Source organism: Chitinophaga caseinilytica, from assembly GCF_038396765.1.
Taxonomy (GTDB): Bacteria; Bacteroidota; Bacteroidia; order Chitinophagales; family Chitinophagaceae; genus Chitinophaga; species Chitinophaga caseinilytica.
Genome location: NZ_CP150096.1, coordinates 2,250,966 through 2,268,295 on the forward strand (window position 1 = coordinate 2,250,966; position 17,330 = coordinate 2,268,295).

Below are 17,330 nucleotides of genomic sequence, written 5' to 3' on the forward strand. Positions count from 1 at the left end.
ATGACACAATTCAGCCACACGCAAACCGCCCACTGTGAAAGCGGCGTAATATCCAACCTCTTCGGCCATCATGGTCTCCAGATCAGCGAGCCCATGGCCTTCGGGATCGGGGCCGGCATCTTTTTCGGCCACCTGCCTTTCGTGAAAGTGAACGGCGTGCCAGGCACCACCTACCGCATCTGGCCCGGCGCTATCTTTGCCCGCGCCTGCAAACGGCTCGGCGTTACGATGGAATCGCGCAAGTTCAGCAGCGTAGACAGCGCCATGAAAACCCTCGACGAACTCGTCGAAGACGGTGTGCCGGTCGGATTGCAGTCCAGCGTCTACTACCTTCCGTATTTCCCGGAATCGTACCGCTTCCATTTCAACGCGCATAACCTCGTGGTATACGGTAAAGACGGAGACGATTACCTCGTTTCCGACCCCATCATGGACACCGTTACCCGCATCGATACCGAAAACCTCATCCGCGCCCGTTTCGCCAAAGGGTTCCCCGCGCCGAAAGGCAAAATGTACTACCCCGTGAACGTGCCGCAGGAAGTGGATTTCCGCGATCCGGTGAAAGCCGGTATCGACCAGGCTTGCCATTATATGCTCAAGATCCCCGTGCCCATGTTCGGCGTGAAAGGCATCCGGTTCCTTGCCAAAAGGATGAAAGATTATCCCGCCAAAGTGGGCGACCGCAAAGCCGCGCTTTACCTGGGCAACGTGATCCGCATGCAGGAAGAGATCGGGACCGGCGGCGCAGGGTTCCGGTTCATGTACGCCGCCTTCCTCCAGGAAGCCGGTTCGCTGCTGGACAAGCCCGAGCTGAAAGACGTGGGCCGCGAGCTGACGCAGGTGGGCGACGCCTGGCGTAACTTTGCCGCCCATGCTGGCCGCGTCTGCAAAGCGCGCTCGGCCGACAATGTTTCCTACGGCGAACTGGGCAAAATGCTCCTGCAGATCGCCGATATGGAAGAAAAAGTATTCCGCCGCCTGTCTACCGTTAAACTCTGAGGAAAAGCGAGATGAACAGCATTGCCGTGAAAGACCTGGAGAAAACCTACGCCGGAGCACTGACACCCAGTCTCTGCGGGCTTTCGTGCACCTTCGCCGAAGGAACGATCGCCGGGCTCCTCGGGCCCAACGGCGCCGGGAAGACCACGACGATCTCCATCCTCTGCGGACTGGTGGAAGCCACCGGCGGCAGCGTGGAAATCTTCGGCATGCCACAGGTGCCCGCCAACCGCGAAGCCATCAAAAGGGCCATCGGCGTGGTGCCCCAGCGCATCGCCCTCTATCCGCAACTGACGGCTTTCGAGAACCTCCGGTATTTCGGGAACCTCTACGGCTTCAGCGGCAAATCCCTCCGCGAAAAAATCATGCACCACCTCGAAGCTTTCGGGCTGGAAAAGGCCGCACATAAAGAAACCGGGAAATTTTCGGGCGGGATGAAACGGCGCGCCAATATCATCGCGTCGATCCTCCACGAGCCAAAGCTCCTCGTGCTCGACGAGCCCACCGCCGGCGTTGATGTACAGTCGCGCAGCATGATCCTGCAATTCCTGCGGGATTATAACGCGAAAGGAAACAGCGTCATCTACACCTCGCACCTGCTCGACGAAGCCGAACAGATCTGCGACGAGGTGGCCATTATCGACGAAGGGACATTGGTGGTGCAGGGCACGCCCAAAGACCTCGTTGGCCGCCACGGCCATTGCCGCAACCTGGAAGACGTGTTCCTCCATTATACCGGCCATGCCGTGCGGGATTAAACAAAAGCAATCATGTTAAGGATCATCGCCACGATACGGAAAGAATGGTTATTGCTGCGGCGCGACAAAGCCGGGCTGGCGCTGCTGTTTGCCATGCCGCTGGTACTGATCACCGTGATGGCCCTCATCCAGGACGCGCCTTTCCGCGATTACCAGGAAGTGAAGTTCGATATTCTCGCTGTGGATAACGACCATGGCCGGCTCGGACGGTACATCCGCGAAGGGTTGCAGGAAAGCGGGCAATTCAACGTCATCGATTCCATCAACGGCCAGCCATTGTCGGAGGCAGCGGCAAAAAGCATGGTCGCCGCAGGCAGATACAAGATCAGCATCACCGTTCCCAAAGGCGCTACGGCGGAAATCGTCAGTAATGCCAACAAGATCGTGAACGATATTTCGAAGCGGATGGGCCTGCCGTCGCAATTGCCGGTGAAAGCCCTTTCCAACGATTCCCTCGCCGTACAGCTGTATTTCGACCCCGCGGCCAAGAAAGCCTTCAAAAGCGCCATCCACCAGGCGTTAGACAATTTTCTCACCCAGGTGGAGACCGATCTGCTGCTGGAGCGCATCCAGTTGCAACTCCGCAGCCGCGACAGTCTCAGCCAGGACACTTTCCCTGCCATCCGCCTCAAAGCCGTGGCGCTCCGGGAAACAAGCCTGGGAGAGGGGAAACAGATCGACGTCATCTCCAATTCCGTACAGCACAACGTGCCCGCCTGGAGCATTTTCGCCATGTTTTTCATCGTGATCCCCATCGCCGGGAATATGATCCGCGAGCGGGAAGACGGGAGCCTGGTAAGGATGAAGCTCATCCCCGGGAATTACTTGTCCGTTCTCACCGGGAAACTGCTGTTTTTCGTCGGCATATGTATTGTACAGTTTTACCTGATGATCATGGTGGGATTGTATTTGCTGCCGATGATGGGCCTTCCGAAGCTGCAGCTGGGGGTAGACCATGTGGCGGGATTCCTCGTGGCGGCGAGCATCGGCGTAACGGCCACGGCATACGGCATCCTCATCGGGACGATCTTCAAAACGCCCAACCAGGCGCTGAATTTCGGGGCGGTGAGCATCGTGATCCTCAGCGCTATCGGTGGCATCTGGATCCCGCTGGAGATCATGCCGGAATCGATGCAGATGATAGGACGGTTGTCGCCCCTGAGCTGGGGGCTGGACGCCATCAATGATATTTTCCTGCGCAACGGCCATATCCGGCTCGTGCTGCCCGATATCGCCAAGCTGCTGGGATGCGGCGGGGCCATGCTGGTAGTGGCGGCGGTGGTGGAGCAGCGCAGGATCGGATAAAGAACATTTTCTTAACAACGGTAAAACAATTAATTTTACCCCCTGGAATACGCCGTGGGCGTAAAACCTACAACAACATGGAAGCATTAAAACTGAAACTCAAACAGCAGATCATCGAAGCCCTGAACCTGCAGGATACCAAACCGGAAGACATTGACGACAATGCCCCCCTGTTTGGCGAAGGCCTCGGGCTCGACAGCATCGATTCGCTGGAACTGATGGTGTTGCTGGAAAGAAACTACAAGATCAAAGTGGAAGACCCCCGCGAAGGCCGTAAGATCCTTCAGAGCGTTCAATCCATGGCAGAATTCATTATGAGCAAACAGGCGGCCTGATCCCGCCCCGCATAGACCGTATGGCAGAACGTGTGCTGATAACAGGGATGGGTATGATCTCCGCCATCGGGAATAACGTGGAGGAGAATTTCCGCAGCCTCCGGGCGCAACGGAGCGGCATCGGCTATTCACAGTTCGTGGATACCATTCACCGTAATGTGCTTCCGGTAGGGGAAGTGAAATGTTCGTCGGAAGAACTGGCGAAGATGGCCGGCCTCCCCGATACCACAGGCTTCACCCGCACCACGCTCCTCGGGCTCGTGGCCATGCAGGAAGCCCTTCGCTCCGCCGGCATCACCAATGCCGCCGAAACCCCGACCGCCTTCATCAACGCATCCACCGTTGGCGGCATGTGCGACACCGAGAAAATCTATTTCGATATCCTCGACCCCCAAAAGGAAGGTACCTTCCTCCAGCTCATCGATACCCTCGATTGTGCGGACTGTACCCAGCGCATCGCCGACGAAACGGGCCTCACAGCATATGTCACCACCATCAGTACCGCCTGCTCCTCGTCGGCCAACGCGCTCATGTACGGCGCGCGGCTCATCCGCGCGGGGCTCGTAGACAGGGCGGTGTGCGGCGGGACAGAAGCGCTCACGCGGTTTACCATCAATGGTTTCAATTCCCTCAAGAATATCGATAAAAGGCATTGCCTGCCGTTCGACAATGATCGTAACGGTCTGAACCTGGGCGAAGGCGCGGCGTATCTCGTGCTGGAATCGGAAAGTTTCGCACAGCGCCGCAAAGCGAGGCCCATGGCCGAACTGAGCGGGTGGTGCAATACCAACGAAGCCTTCCATCCCACGTCTCCCTCGCCCGAGGGAGACGGTGCCTTCGAAGCCATGCGGAAAGCCCTGGAAATGGGCGGACTTACGCCGGCAGACGTGCAGTACGTGAATGTGCACGGCACGGCTACGTTGAACAACGACGTGTCGGAAGGCCGGGCGTTGGAAAGGCTCTTCGGCGACGAGGTGCCGGCGTTCAGCTCCACCAAGCCCTTTACCGGCCATACCCTCGCGGCAGCCGGGGCCATCGAGGCGATCTATTCCGTGCTGGCGATCAACCGGCAGATGATCTGGCCGAACCTCAACTTTACGACGCGCATGGAAGAGCTGCGCATCTCGCCGGAAACGCGCCTGCTGGAAGAATCGCCCGTGAAGAACGTGGTGTCCAACTCCTTCGGGTTCGGCGGCAACAATGCATCACTCGTGATCAGTAAATATGGAAATTAAGTGCTACATACAGGCCAGTGCGGCGATTTCCCCGCAACAGAGCTTTTCGGGGGATTATGTACCGCAGTTCCTCCCGCTCGAAGAGCGGAACCTCCTGCGCGCGCAGGAGCCGGGATACGCGGGGTTCATTCCGCCCAACAGCCTGCGCCGTATGAGCCGACTGCTCAAAATGGGGCTCACGGCGGCTTTGCAATGCCTTCGTAACGCCAACGCCCCCGTGCCCGGGGCTATCATCACGGGAACGGGCCGCGGCAGCCTGCAAGACACGGAGAAGTTCCTCCACGATATCCGCACTTACGAAGAAACGGCGCTCAATCCCACGCCGTTCATCCAATCCACCTATAACTCCGTGAACGGCCTCATTGCCCTGCAACAGCAGTGCACAGATTATAACAATACGTTTGTGCATAGGGGTTTCTCCTTCGAACACGCCCTGCTCGACAGCCTCCTGCAGATCCAGGAGGGCAATGCGGAAAGTGTGCTGGCAGGTGGTTTCGACGAAATGACGGTGGAGCATTTCTTCATCAAAAGCCGCATCGGCTACTGGAAAACCGCGCTCACCCAGCCGGCGGATTTGCTGGCGTCCCAAACACCGGGCACCATTGCCGGAGAAGGTGCTGTGTTTTTCCTCGTCGGCACGCAACCCGCGCCGGTCGAAGTGAAAGGCATACAGATGCTTTACAAGCCTTCGCCTGAACAGGTGGCTTCCGCGGTCGCACAATTCCTGCAAAAGCAGGGTGTGAGCGTAGGAGACGTGGATTTACTCGTCAGCGGCCGCAATGGCGACACGCGGTTCGATCATTTCTACGATGCTGTAGAAAACGTACTTCCATCTTCCGCTTCTAATATCTCCTTCAAACAATATTGCGGCGAATACGATACCGCAGGCGCTTTCGGGATGTGGACCGCCCAGCAGGAACTGCTTTCCGGCCGTCACAAAACGGCGCTGGTGTATAATCATTTCTACGGGGAACAGCATACGTTCATCCTGTTGCAAAAGCATTGACCCTTTCTGATGTAAAATTATTGAAAGCCGCATCGATCCTGCATCGCAGCGGCTTTTTATTGCGGGGGACATTGTTCCCAGGCGCCTGCTGGTTCCAATCTCAGGCTCGTTTCGCTTTCATGTACCAGGGAAATGTAATTCCGGCCATCAGCAGTACGAAAGGTGACGATGTACATAGGGGAGGGAACGGTTGCTTTTTCGAGTTTGATTAGCAGTGCTTCCTTTATTTCTCCGGCCTGGAGCAATGGAAGCAGGGTGAACAGGTTTTTGCGGGTGTAAGAAGTTGCGCGGAGGATAGCGGTTACTTTGCTGATATCTTCCGGGAAGATGTCAGAATAGGCGATGGCTTCCCGGATCTCCTCCCAAAGCGGCTGTTTCCTTACCTGCCATTTTTCCCGGTTGTACGTCCACGAAGTGGCGACGCCGGTAGCGAGGATGGAAATGAGCAGCACGAGCGACAGCACCCCGGCGGACAGGCAGATGCAGATGAGAATAAGGAACGTGGCGAAGAATATTTGCCAAAGCTTTGGTTCTCTTGCCTTGCTTTCGGAAAAAGTAGACCGGAACGCTCCGTAAATGAGAACGAAGTGAATCGGAAGCAATAGGAGCATGAGGGCTTGCATAGGTATGGGAATCGTATAGTTGAAAGATATGGAAATACTTGCATATAATGATGGGATAATGAATGTCGACGATTTTAAGACGTTTTTTCGAGGGCGGCTTCAATTCTGAAAAGCCTGTCTTCAATGGGTTTTAACCTGATCTCGATGAGGTTGAACCGGGTGTGGATAAGATCAAATTGATTTTCGATATCGTCAAATCGACCTTCGTAAGTGCAACTGCGGGATTCAACCGGATACGTTTTTTTGAGCTCCTCCGTTTTTTGAACGATAATATTCATGGCTTGCTGGATGCCGGCCTGCGAGGCGATGAGCGTTTCGATAAATTTCTGCATGAATTTTTCACACATGGAAGCAATGACAATTTTAAAAGTGATGGAAAACTTTTTCTGAAAAAAAAGCAGCGTCTCCAAATGAAGACGCTGCATATTGTATTAACAGAAGGATGCAGAACATGGGATGATTTGAGAATTGGACAAGGCACTGTCAGGCCATCGCGTTGTTCGGTTCCGTGTTGTAGCCCGACCACTGTTTGAGAAGATAGATGTCGCCTTCGACATGAGTGAACTTGGTATCCATCTTTTCTTCCAGGGTGTCGAACCGTTTGTCAACTTCGTCGAATCTTTTGTCAACTTCGCCAAATCTTTTGTCAACTTCATCGAACCGTTTGTCAACCTCGTTGAATCTTTTGTCAACTTCGTTGAATCTTTGGTCGGTTTTGGTTTCCAGCGCTTCAAGTTTCTCCTCTACGGCAACAATTCTTTCTAGCACCATATCGAATTGTTTGCTTTGGGCTTCAAAACCTTTATCAACCTTTCTCTCAAGGTCAATAAATCTGCCTTCAAGTGAATTAAATCTCCCTTCCAGCGCATTGAATCTTCCCTGAAAGGCGTGGAATTGGGAAGTCAGGGAATCGAATTTCATGTTTATTGAAAGTATGTTTTCAATAAGCAAATTCATCTTGGTGTCCTGTTGTGCCACAAAAGTCTGAAGCACTGTTACCATCGTTTGTGTCTGTTGTTCTGTCATGCATTCAAATTTTAAAAGTTATTGAATGCAGCGAATGTATTTTTTTCGGCTACACAAATATTTTTCCAACACTATTTTCCAAAAATTCTGGAAACGATATTCTCACAACCATCATTTCACCACCCTGAACACCGGGTACCGCATGAATCCCGGCTCGTTCCACGGCGATTGGCGATACACGAAATTCAGCTGCGCGGAACCGCTTTTTGCGAACGTGGAATCCCCGGCACGGCGCTCTTCCAATGCCTTCCGCACTTCGGGGTGCGACCGTAAAAATTCGCCCGCCGTGTCTTCAAACACATAAGACGAATACCCTTCCTTCTGCCCCAATATGGCGTCGAAGAAATTCCAGGCCAGGAAGGAATCCGCGCCCCCCGGTTCCAGCGTCTCCACCAAATACCGGTTGGCCACCTGGTCCATGGGAATATACCAATCCCCCTTCCGGAACGCGATCCGCTGTCTGGACGTTTCCGTCTTCACCCCGAAATGCAGATAATGCTTCTCATAGGGCGACGTCACCGTTTTGAAATCCTTGATGGTATACGTTTCCACTTCGATCGTGGTATCTCGCTGCAAACGGCGCATCTTCACCTGGTTTCCCTGCAGCAGCCCGATCACGGCCCACCACCCCTGCGGGATGATATACGCTTCCGGCCGCGTCACGAAATTGCCGGGCTCAAAGTGATTGAAGATGCGGATCTGCTTTTCGTAGGGCTTCGATCTGTCGTAAAACAGTCGTGGTAAACCGGACACTTCGCTCGGTTTGTAACCCGCCTCGAACCCTTTGAAAGTGTACCACTGCGGTTTGTTCATATCGGGCTCCCAGCTCAGGGGGAATTTTTCCTGCGTTTTGACTGCGGCTTTCGTGGCGTCGCGGAGGGCCTTGATCCGGGCGCTGTTCTCCGACGTGAACCGGATGAAACACTCCATGAGGGCGTAAGTGGCCTCCACGCGCTGTTTGTAAGGCTTCAGCATATGTGTTTCAGGCACAAACCCGAAAGTATGGAACAGGGTCGTGTAGCCGCTGGAATAACGGGGCCCGTCGGCGAAGGCGGTCCACCCACTGTCGGGCGTTGGCCCGAAATGGTTCACGTACGGCAGCAGATCGTACCCTTTTTCCTGCATCATTTTGTACAGCGCCGGTTCGAAGGTATCGTGGAGCCAGGCGCCCATGGGCCCGCCGAGTTTGCCGTGCTGGGTAGACAGCAAGGTCATAATATGCTGATAATCAGCTCCATTGCTGACGTGATTGTCTATGAAGACGTCCGGGTCGGTGAGGTGGTAGATTTGGTGGAAAGTGCTGGCATTGCGGGAATCGGCTTTGATGAAATCCCGGTTGAGGTCGAGGTTCTGGGCGTTTCCGCGGGAGCCGAAGGCGTCCGGGCCGTTCTGGTCTACCCGGTAAAATTCCGAGCGGTTGAGCGATCCGCCGATGTTATATAGCGGGATGATGGCGAGGGTCACGTTGGCGGGGAGCTTTTTTTGCCCAGGCAGATGTCGCGCGCGAGCATCATGGTGGCGTCTATGCCATCGGGCTCGCCGGGATGGATGCCGTTGTTGATGAGGATGATGCGCCGGTTTTTGCGGTGCAGGCTCGCATAATCGAAGTCGCGGTCGGGCGACAGGGTCACCAGGTGCAGGGGGAATCCGGCGTCTGTAGACCCGATTTCGCGGATATGGAGCTGTGGGAAGCGGCGGACGAGCATCTTCCAGTAATCGATGCATTCGGCGTAGGTGACGGTTTCCCGGGCGCCGGAGCGTTCATATTTTGTGGTAAGGTCTTGAGCCTGAGTGGTTTGGAACGATGCGGCCAAAAGGGCTGCCAGGGCGAGGGGGCGCCATTTGCGGTTTAGACTGTTGAAAATCAATGGTTAATGATTTGATTGTTAGGAAGGTGGTGTAAATATACGGCAATAGGGGGATTCCTTCAGGGGTGGGGTGGATATTTGAGCAGGGGGGCGGGAGTACGGGAAATGAAAAAAGCCCTTCCCGTATTGCAGGGAAGAGCTGATTTATTAGTTTAACAGCCTGATAATTAAGCGAGCGCGTTTACCTTCAGGGTAAGCTTGCTTTTCAGGTTAGCTGCTTTGTTCTTGTGGATTACGTTACGTTTAGCCAGCTTGTCAATCATTGACAGCACTTCCGGGAGGTTCTCGGTAGCGGCTGCCTTGTCGGTCAGCTTCTTCAGATCCCGCATGGCATTACGGGTAGTTTTCCCGTAGTAACGGTTACGTTCATTACGCGCTCTGCTCTGACGTACGTCTTTTTTCGTTGCTTTATGGTTTGCCATTGTATAAATTTCAAGTTTCGGACGGCAAAGGTATGTTTTATCTTTGGATAAACAAAAATAAAAACCGGGAATTCGGTATTTGGCCGGACTTCCCCTTTCCTTTGTTCTGCAAAGATGTTAAAAAAAGTGAAATCCGGGCCATGTTTTCCACCCTGTAAATCCGGTAAAAAGCCCGTAAAATCCCAAATCTTTAGCGATATTTGCAATCCCGTAACACTTTTTTCTTGTTATAGGTTAAAGCAGAATTAAAGACCAAGCTTAAATTCGTTGTAAATGAAGGACTTTTCGTTTGTCACCAACTCGCACCCGGCGTACATAGAATCGCTGTACAATGCGTACCGCGAGGATCCGGCCTCGGTAGACCCGGAATGGATCAAATTTTTTGAAGGATTCGACTTTGCGGTAAGCAACGCGAACGGGAAAGCGGGTGCGGCGGCAACCGGCACCACTGCGCTGGGAGTATCGAACGAACAGCTGACGAAGGAACTGGGCGTTTACCGCCTGATCCAGGCCTATCGCAAAAAAGGCCACCTCATCGCCAAAACCAATCCCATCCGCGAAAGAAAAGACCGGCACGCCAATCTTGACCTCGCGCACTTCGGCCTCACCGACGCCGACCTCAAAACGGAATTCTTCGCCGGCCAGATCGTTGGCCTCGGCAAGGCTCCTCTCGAGAAAATCGTTCAGCATGTAAAAGAAATCTATGCCGGCAAAGTAGGCATCGAGTTCACCTATATCAACGATCTGAAAAAGATCGAATGGCTGCAAAAGGAAATGGAGACTACGCTCCGCAAACCCCTCGCGGCCGACCAGAAGAAGCGCGTGCTCACCAAACTGAACCAGGGCGTGATGTTCGAGCAGTTCCTGCACACCAAGTACATCGGCCAGAAACGCTTCTCCCTCGAAGGCGGTGAAACCACCATCCCCGCGCTCGACGCCATGATCAACACCGCCGCAGAATACGGCGTGAAGGAAGCCGTGATCGGCATGGCCCACCGCGGCCGCCTCAACGTGCTCGCCAACATCCTCGGCAAAACGTACGAACAGATCTTCTCCGAATTCGAAGGCACCGCCGTCCCCGACACCACCATGGGCTCGGGCGACGTAAAATACCACCTCGGCTTCCGCGCCAGCATCCAGACGCCGGCAGGTAAGGAAGTGAATGTGCAGCTGACGCCCAACCCTTCTCACCTGGAAGTGGTAGACCCCGTGGTTGTCGGCTTCGCCCGCTCCAAAGCCGATGTCATCTATAACAGCGACTACGACCAGATACTCCCCATCCTCCTCCACGGAGACGCGGCCATCGCAGGGCAGGGCGTGGTATACGAAGTGGCGCAGATGAGCAAGCTCCGCGGATATTACACCGGCGGCACCATGCACTTCGTCATCAACAACCAGATCGGTTTCACCACCGATTTCGAAGACGCCCGCTCGTCCGACTACTGTACCAGCGTAGCCTCCATCGTGCAGGCGCCCGTTTTCCATGTGAATGGCGACGATGTGGAAGCCACCGTGAAAGTGGCCGAGATCGCCACGCGCTACCGCCAGGAATTCAATTCCGATATTTATATTGATATGGTGTGCTACCGCAAGCACGGGCACAACGAGGGAGACGATCCCAAGTTCACCCAGCCCAAGCTGTACGAAGCCATCGAAAAACATCCCAATCCCCGCGAAATCTATTCCCGCGAGCTCATCGCCAATGGCGACGTAGACGCGGCCATCGCGCAGGAAATGGAAAAAGCTTTCTGGAAAGACCTCCAGGAGCGGCTCGATAATGTAAAGCAACACCCGCTTCCCTATAAGTACCAGGCCCCTGAGGTTTGGTGGCAGGAACTGCGGAAATCCACGTCGGAAGATTTCGTCAAATCCCCCGACACCGCCATTTCCAAAGCCGACCTCGACAAACTCTTCGCAGATATCATGGCCATCCCCGAAGGGTTCAAAACGCTTCGCAAGGTGGATAAACTGCTCAAGGACAAACAGAAGCTGTTCGCCGAACAGGGGCTGCTGGACTGGGCTTCGGGCGAATTGCTGGCGTATGCGAGCATCCTGCAATCCGGTAAGGACGTGCGCCTCAGCGGGCAAGACGTGAAGCGCGGTACTTTCTCGCACCGCCACGCCGTGCTACGCAGCGAGGAAAACGACGAAGAATACAGCCGCCTGAGCCGCATCGGCGACAACCAGGGCAAATTCCGCATCTATAATTCCCTGCTGAGCGAGTTCGCCGTGCTGGGCTTCGAATACGGATATTCCATCGCCACGCCTAATGCACTGACCATTTGGGAAGCACAGTTCGGCGATTTCATGAACGGTGCGCAAACGCTCATCGATCAGTTCATCACTTCCGCCGAAACCAAATGGCAGAAGCAGAGCGGGCTGGTGATGTTGCTGCCGCATGGTTACGAAGGGCAGGGCCCCGAGCACTCGAGCGCCCGCCTGGAACGTTTCCTGCAGCAATGTGCCGAATACAATATTTTCATTACCAACTGTACCACATCGGCCAGCTTCTTCCATGCTTTGCGCCGCCAGCTCGCGCTGCCGTTCCGCAAGCCGATGATCAACTTCTCGCCCAAAGCCAACCTGCGCCACGTACGGAGCTACAGCCCCGTTACCGATTTCACGCAGGGCGGGTTCAAGGAAGTGCTGGACGATCCGTTCATCACCGAACCGGCAAGGGTGAAGAAAGTGCTGCTTTGCACCGGCAAGATGTATTTCGACCTGAGCGAAAAGCAGATGAAGGAAGACCGGAAGGATGTGGCGGTAGTTCGCCTGGAGCAGCTGTATCCGCTGCCGATCGCGCAACTGGAGGCCATCCAGCAGAAGTACAAGGGCGCAACGTGGTTCTGGGTGCAGGAAGAGCCCCTGAACATGGGCGCCGCGGGATTCCTGCAGATGAACCTCAAACAGTTCAACTACGGCGTTATCTCCCGCAACCCCAGCGCCGCCACGGCAACGGGTTACGGCAAGGTCCACGCCCAGGAGCAACAGGAAATCATCGACACCGCATTCAACATTTAAGCATAAAGTAAAAGAAAAGGAAGCCGCGCTAACCGGAATCCCCTTAATTTTACCCATGAATTTTTAACGTTACATTTTACGGGAGGGTTATACACATGATTATCGAAGTTAAAATACCTCAGGTAGGAGAATCGATCAGCGAAGTTACCATCGCTAAATGGCTGAAGAAGAACGGCGAATTCGTGCACCAGGACGACGTGCTCTGCGAGATGGAGTCCGAAAAAGCCACACTGGAACTGACCGCCGAAAAATCCGGCGTGTTGAAGATCGTGGCCGAAGAAGGTGCCACCATCAACATCGGTGACGTAGCCGCCACCATCGACACAGACGCAACGGAAGGCGTAACGCCGCAACCTGCTGCTCCGGCAGCAGCAGCACCCGCCCCGGCACCGGCGCCCGAAGCCGCCGCACCGGCCGCACCCGCCGCGCCCGCGTCCAACAAAGGCACGATCGATATCAAGGTCCCTACCGTTGGGGAGTCCATCAGTGAAGTAACCCTCATCAAATGGATCAAACAAACCGGCGATTATGTGGAAAGGGATGAAGTGCTCTGCGAGCTGGAATCCGAGAAAGCCACCTTCGAGCTGAATGCCGAAGAAGCCGGTGTCCTCAAAACCATCGCGAAAGAAGGCGATACGCTGCTCATCGGCGACGTAGCCTGCCAGATCGATACATCCGCCGCACGCCCGGCCGGCAAGGCCCCCGCGCCCCAGGCCGCCCCTGCAGCACCGAAAGCCGCTCCCGCCGCGCAACAGGCCCCGGTCACTTCCATCCCCAACGATGTGAAAGCCAGTCCCGTTGCCGCCGCCGTGCTCGCCGACAAAAAAGTGGACCCCGCCAGCATCAAAGGCTCCGGCGCCCATGGCAAGATCATGAAAGACGACGTGTTCGCCGCCCTCCAGAACCCCGGCGTGGCCATCGGCCAGGAACTGTTCTCCCGCGCAGACCGTCGCGAGAAAATGAGCAACCTCCGCAAAACCGTTTCGCGCCGCCTCGTGGAAGCGAAAAACACCACGGCCATGCTCACCACGTTCAACGAGGTAGACATGACCAACATCATGGCGATCCGCTCCAAATACAAGGAAACCTTCAAAACCGCCCACGGTGTGAACCTCGGGTTCATGAGCTTCTTCACCAAAGCCGTTTGCTTCGCCCTGCAGGAATTCCCCGCAGTGAACGCTTACATCGACGGTGACGAGATCATTTACCACGACTATTGCGACGTTTCCATCGCCGTATCCGCCCCCAAAGGGCTCGTGGTACCGGTGATCCGCAACGCCGAAAGCCTCGGCATGGCAGACATCGAGAAGAAAGTGGTGGAACTCGCAACCAAAGCGCGCGACAGCAAACTTACCATGGACGAGATGACCGGCGGTACCTTCACCATCACCAACGGTGGTGTGTTCGGCTCCCTCATGAGCACGCCCATCATCAACATCCCGCAATCCGCCATCCTCGGCATGCACAAAATCCAGGAACGCCCCATGGCCGTTAACGGCCAGGTCGTGATCCGCCCCATGATGTACGTTGCCCTCAGCTACGACCACCGCATCATCGACGGCCGCGAATCCGTAAGTTTCCTCGTTCGTGTGAAAGACATGCTCGAAAATCCCGAACAGCTCCTGTTCGGCAAGGATCCCAGTGAAAGCACTGCTGAAAGTATAATTACCGTAATTGTATATCGAAAAAAGGGCGACCGCAATGGTCGCCCTTTTTATTTGGATCATTTCTTCCGGAGGAAATTGACCGTCGGAGGCCTGCCCGTCCACAGTTTCAGCGTATCCCCGGAGAATGTGTACGTCGCCGGATCTTCGGTGATGACGAACGATTCCGGTTTGGTGAAATACATTTTACATGCCGGCCCGTCATTGAATACGGCCGAAAGCGCATTCCCCGATCTGCTGATCACGATATTGGTTTTCCCGCTTTCGCTCCTGAACTGCCCGGTGTATTTCGTCATGAGGTTATCGGGTATCGAATTGAGGAGGGGATAGTTTTCCGCGATCTGGAAATCTTTCCAGCCATACACCTCCGCCAGGGCCCTTGTGATTTCATCCATGATGAGATAATTATTGCAATTGGTCATGATCACAAATCCGTTGCCGCCTTCCATCGTACCGTAATACATACTGGCAAATCCCCAGTTGCCGCCGTTGTGGTTGAACCAGCGGTCGTTGAATTTAAGGAAAGTGCCGAGGCCGGAACTTTTGTCCAGGTACGGCGTGAGGCGTTTTTGCGTCATGGCCTGCGACAATACCTTCGCCGATTTCCCTTCTTTGGACAATTGTGTTTCGATGATGTACTTCGCCAGATCGGTAGGGGTAGTCCACAGTCCGGCGGCGCCCTGCTCGGGATACACATGATATTTCCCTTTGACGGGCTTTCCGTCGCGTTCGTACGCCGTGGCTAAGATCGCGGCCTTGTTTGCAGGCGGCGGCTGGTTGAAGAAGCTCTGCGTCATGCCCATGGGGTTGAGCACTTCGCGCTGGAGATATCGCTCGTAAGGTTCGCCGGTAACGGTTTGCAGGATCAGTTGGGTCACAACTGTACCACCGCCCGAGTATTGCATTTTTTCACCGGGCGCGGCAAAAGGCTTGACTTCACTCGTGTTCGCGGGTTTCTGGCCCAGTAGGATTTGTTCGGGCGTGGGCAGTTTATCCGTGGTTTCGTATCCCGGGAAACCGTGGATGGTAAGCCCGGCCGTGTGGCTCAGCAGGTGCGCCAGGGTGATGGTCCCTTTGCTGGAATCGGGGTGCCAGGTTTTGAGATAAGTATTGATATCCTCGTCCAGCTTCAGTTTCCCGTCCTGCACCAGCTTCAGGATAGCCACACCGTTGAGCGATTTGCTGATGGAAGCGGCCTGGAAGAGGGTTTCGGTGGTGACGGGGCGTTTTTCTTCCTTGTCGGCATATCCATAACCTTTCGCCCATTCCACTTTGTAATTCCGGATGACAGCCACGCTGACACCGGGAATTTCCAGGGCTTTGAGCCGGTCTTCGATATTGAACCGCAAGGGTTGCTGGCCTTCGAACGTAACCCAGGGGCTGAGGCTGTTTTCCACACGGCGCTGGTTTTCCTGCGCGCTTTGTGCGAATACGCCCAACGGAAGGAGGAGGCATAACAGGGTTTTGAGGAATTGCATGGTGGGGGATTTTCCATGAAATTACGGTTTTCATTACACGATCCGCCGCAGTTTGATCCGCTTGATAAGGTGAAGAAGGAAAGCGGGACGTTTGGGGAATTGCCGGGAGGGTACATCAAAAAGGGCGGCACAAACGGCCGCCCTTCCTATCTTTTGGGGAATGCAGATCAATCTTTCTGGCGGACGTGCCGGAATTCGCGCCCCCTGAACTTCAGGACCACCGCGTCTTTCTCCACCACGAACATGGCCGGCAGTTCGGTGATGACAAAAGTGTTGGGCGAGGTAAAGTAGACCTTGCAGGCCGGGCTTTGCTCGAATGTTATGACGAGCCCATCGCCGGAGGGTTGGATCTTCAGTTGCTGGTCGTTCATTTTATATGTACCTGGACAGGCGTTTTTTACGCTGTCTGAAGGCGCGGTGGGTTTGAGGGTTTCATGCGGCATAAGGTCCGTCCACCCATACACCTCCCCGATGCTGCGGACGATTTCGTCGATGATGAGCGAATTGTCCGAATTGGTCATGATCACCAATCCGTTCCCGCCTTCCACGCTGCCATAGTAAGTGCAGGAAAAGCCTTCATTATCGCCGGAGTGCGCGAACCACTGCTTGCCGGGCGTATAAAAAACACCGAGGCCCCCTTCTTCATTGAGGTACGGCGTCAGGCGCGTTTGCGTCATGGCCTGCGATAACACTTTGGCCGATTTTCCTTCTTTCGAGAGTTGTGTTTCGATGATGAATTTGGACAGGTCGAGCGGGTTGGTCCACAAGCCTGCGGCGGCCTGTTCGGGATATATATGGTATTTTCCGGGAACACGTTTGCGGTCGCGGTAATATCCGCTGGACAATTGTTTCGCCTTATCCGGGGCGGGCGGCTGGCTGTAAGTGCTGGCCGTCATGCCCATGGGGTCCAGTACTTCGCGCTGCATGAACTGGTCGTACGGTTCCCCGGTAACGGTGCTGAGGATGAGTTGGGAAACGGTGGTGCCTCCGCCGGAATACTCGAGTTTCTCGCCCGGTGCGAACAGCGGTGTTACTTTTTGCGTGTTGGCGGGTGCCTTGCCCTGTAAAATCTGTTCAACCGTAGGCCGTGGCTGGCCGGCTTCATACCCCGGGAAACCGTGCACGCTGAGGCCGGCGGTGTGGCTCAGGAGGTGCGCCAGGGTGATCTTTCCGCGGCTGGTGTCTGGATGCCAGGTTTTCAGGTAAACGTTGATATCTTCATCCAGCTTCACTTTCCCCTGCTGCACCAGTTTCAGCTGGCCGACGGCGTTAACGGATTTGCTGATGGAAGCGGCCTGGAAAAGGGTTTCGGTAGTAACGGGGCGATTTTCTTCCTTATCGGCATATCCATATCCTTTCGCCCATTCCACTTTGTAATTCCGGACCACGGCGATGCTTACGCCGATGATTTCGAGGGCCTTCAACCTTTCTTCGATGTTGAATCGCATGGGTGCCCGGCCTTCGAATTGTACCCAGGGCATGAGGTTGTTTTCTACCCGGCGCTGGTTTTCCCGGGCGGTTTGCGCGAATGTGCCCAGGGGAAGCAGGAGGCAAAACAGGGTTTTGATGAATTGCATGGAAGGGGATTTT

General features: G+C 54.9%; 15 protein-coding genes and 1 pseudogene. 8 read left to right on the forward strand and 8 right to left on the reverse strand.

Annotated elements, in window-relative coordinates; translation table 11 throughout:
* The 6 genes from WJU22_RS09505 (at position 1) to WJU22_RS09530 (ending at position 5,638) form a co-directional block, all read left to right on the forward strand.
* Positions 1-999 (forward strand): BtrH N-terminal domain-containing protein, encoded by a 999-nt coding sequence (locus tag WJU22_RS09505; RefSeq protein WP_341843005.1) that lies wholly within the window; start codon positions 1-3, stop codon positions 997-999.
* Positions 1,000-1,010: 11 nt separating this feature from the next.
* Positions 1,011-1,757, forward strand: coding sequence for an ABC transporter ATP-binding protein (locus tag WJU22_RS09510; protein WP_341843006.1), 747 nt, complete (start codon positions 1,011-1,013; stop codon positions 1,755-1,757).
* A 12-nt stretch (positions 1,758-1,769) separates the two neighbouring features.
* Positions 1,770-3,062, forward strand: coding sequence for an ABC transporter permease (locus WJU22_RS09515; RefSeq protein ID WP_341843007.1), 1,293 nt, complete (start codon positions 1,770-1,772; stop codon positions 3,060-3,062).
* Positions 3,063-3,139: 77 nt separating this feature from the next.
* Positions 3,140-3,397: a phosphopantetheine-binding protein gene (locus WJU22_RS09520; protein ID WP_126245161.1), complete on the forward strand. Its 258-nt coding sequence runs from the start codon at positions 3,140-3,142 to the stop codon at positions 3,395-3,397.
* A 53-nt stretch (positions 3,398-3,450) separates the two neighbouring features.
* Positions 3,451-4,632, forward strand: a complete 1,182-nt coding sequence (locus WJU22_RS09525) for a beta-ketoacyl-[acyl-carrier-protein] synthase family protein (protein ID WP_341843008.1) — start codon at positions 3,451-3,453, stop codon at positions 4,630-4,632.
* On the forward strand, positions 4,622-5,638 hold the full coding sequence (locus WJU22_RS09530; RefSeq protein WP_341843009.1) for a beta-ketoacyl synthase chain length factor: 1,017 nt from the start codon (positions 4,622-4,624) through the stop codon (positions 5,636-5,638). Before WJU22_RS09525 ends, WJU22_RS09530 begins: the two co-directional genes overlap by 11 nt.
* Positions 5,639-5,694: 56 nt before the next feature.
* On the opposite strand, the gene WJU22_RS09535 is transcribed toward WJU22_RS09530, so the two are convergent.
* The 6 genes from WJU22_RS09535 to rpsT form a co-directional block, all read right to left on the reverse strand.
* Positions 5,695-6,249, reverse strand: a complete 555-nt coding sequence (locus WJU22_RS09535) for a hypothetical protein (RefSeq protein ID WP_341843010.1) — start codon at positions 6,247-6,249, stop codon at positions 5,695-5,697.
* Between the two features lie 86 nt (positions 6,250-6,335).
* The gene (locus WJU22_RS09540; protein WP_341843011.1) at positions 6,336-6,686 is read right to left on the reverse strand and encodes a hypothetical protein; all 351 of its coding nucleotides are present in this window, start codon (positions 6,684-6,686) and stop codon (positions 6,336-6,338) included.
* Between the two features lie 58 nt (positions 6,687-6,744).
* Complete coding sequence (locus tag WJU22_RS09545) at positions 6,745-7,287, reverse strand: hypothetical protein (RefSeq protein WP_341843012.1); 543 nt, start codon at positions 7,285-7,287, stop codon at positions 6,745-6,747.
* Positions 7,288-7,398: 111 nt separating this feature from the next.
* Positions 7,399-8,751, reverse strand: coding sequence for a hypothetical protein (locus WJU22_RS09550; protein WP_341843013.1), 1,353 nt, complete (start codon positions 8,749-8,751; stop codon positions 7,399-7,401).
* Complete coding sequence (locus WJU22_RS09555) at positions 8,748-9,155, reverse strand: M14 family zinc carboxypeptidase (RefSeq protein ID WP_341843014.1); 408 nt, start codon at positions 9,153-9,155, stop codon at positions 8,748-8,750. Before WJU22_RS09555 ends, WJU22_RS09550 begins: the two co-directional genes overlap by 4 nt.
* Positions 9,156-9,322: 167 nt before the next feature.
* Positions 9,323-9,577 carry a 30S ribosomal protein S20 gene (gene rpsT / locus WJU22_RS09560; protein WP_126245164.1) on the reverse strand — a complete coding sequence of 85 codons (255 nt, stop codon included), beginning with the start codon at positions 9,575-9,577 and terminating at the stop codon, positions 9,323-9,325.
* Positions 9,578-9,850: 273 nt separating this feature from the next.
* Between rpsT and WJU22_RS09565 the strand changes: the two genes are divergently transcribed.
* Positions 9,851-12,598, forward strand: coding sequence for a 2-oxoglutarate dehydrogenase E1 component (locus WJU22_RS09565; protein ID WP_341843015.1), 2,748 nt, complete (start codon positions 9,851-9,853; stop codon positions 12,596-12,598).
* A gap of 95 nt (positions 12,599-12,693) precedes the next feature.
* On the forward strand, positions 12,694-14,592 hold the full coding sequence (odhB, locus tag WJU22_RS09570; RefSeq protein WP_341843016.1) for a 2-oxoglutarate dehydrogenase complex dihydrolipoyllysine-residue succinyltransferase: 1,899 nt from the start codon (positions 12,694-12,696) through the stop codon (positions 14,590-14,592).
* Between the two features lie 134 nt (positions 14,593-14,726).
* Here odhB and WJU22_RS09575 read toward each other — a convergent pair.
* Both WJU22_RS09575 and WJU22_RS09580 read right to left on the reverse strand, forming a co-directional pair.
* Positions 14,727-15,740, reverse strand: a pseudogene (locus WJU22_RS09575) (serine hydrolase domain-containing protein); the annotation flags it as partial.
* Positions 15,741-15,907: 167 nt separating this feature from the next.
* Positions 15,908-17,317, reverse strand: a complete 1,410-nt coding sequence (locus tag WJU22_RS09580; protein ID WP_341843017.1) for a serine hydrolase domain-containing protein — start codon at positions 17,315-17,317, stop codon at positions 15,908-15,910.
* Positions 17,318-17,330: the final 13 nt, after the last annotated feature.

Bases quoted from the DNA above. Each gene is read 5' to 3' on its own strand.
- WJU22_RS09505 (WP_341843005.1), top strand. From the start codon at position 1: ATGACACAATTCAGCCACACGCAAACCGCCCACTGTGAAAGCGGCGTA.
- WJU22_RS09510 (WP_341843006.1), top strand. From the start codon at position 1,011: ATGAACAGCATTGCCGTGAAAGACCTGGAGAAAACCTACGCCGGAGCA.
- WJU22_RS09515 (WP_341843007.1), top strand. From the start codon at position 1,770: ATGTTAAGGATCATCGCCACGATACGGAAAGAATGGTTATTGCTGCGG.
- WJU22_RS09520 (WP_126245161.1), top strand. From the start codon at position 3,140: ATGGAAGCATTAAAACTGAAACTCAAACAGCAGATCATCGAAGCCCTG.
- WJU22_RS09525 (WP_341843008.1), top strand. From the start codon at position 3,451: ATGATCTCCGCCATCGGGAATAACGTGGAGGAGAATTTCCGCAGCCTC.
- WJU22_RS09530 (WP_341843009.1), top strand. From the start codon at position 4,622: ATGGAAATTAAGTGCTACATACAGGCCAGTGCGGCGATTTCCCCGCAA.
- WJU22_RS09535 (WP_341843010.1), bottom strand. From the start codon at position 6,249: ATGCTCCTATTGCTTCCGATTCACTTCGTTCTCATTTACGGAGCGTTC.
- WJU22_RS09540 (WP_341843011.1), bottom strand. From the start codon at position 6,686: ATGCAGCGTCTTCATTTGGAGACGCTGCTTTTTTTTCAGAAAAAGTTT.
- WJU22_RS09545 (WP_341843012.1), bottom strand. From the start codon at position 7,287: ATGACAGAACAACAGACACAAACGATGGTAACAGTGCTTCAGACTTTT.
- rpsT (WP_126245164.1), bottom strand. From the start codon at position 9,577: ATGGCAAACCATAAAGCAACGAAAAAAGACGTACGTCAGAGCAGAGCG.
- WJU22_RS09565 (WP_341843015.1), top strand. From the start codon at position 9,851: ATGAAGGACTTTTCGTTTGTCACCAACTCGCACCCGGCGTACATAGAA.
- odhB (WP_341843016.1), top strand. From the start codon at position 12,694: ATGATTATCGAAGTTAAAATACCTCAGGTAGGAGAATCGATCAGCGAA.
- WJU22_RS09580 (WP_341843017.1), bottom strand. From the start codon at position 17,317: ATGCAATTCATCAAAACCCTGTTTTGCCTCCTGCTTCCCCTGGGCACA.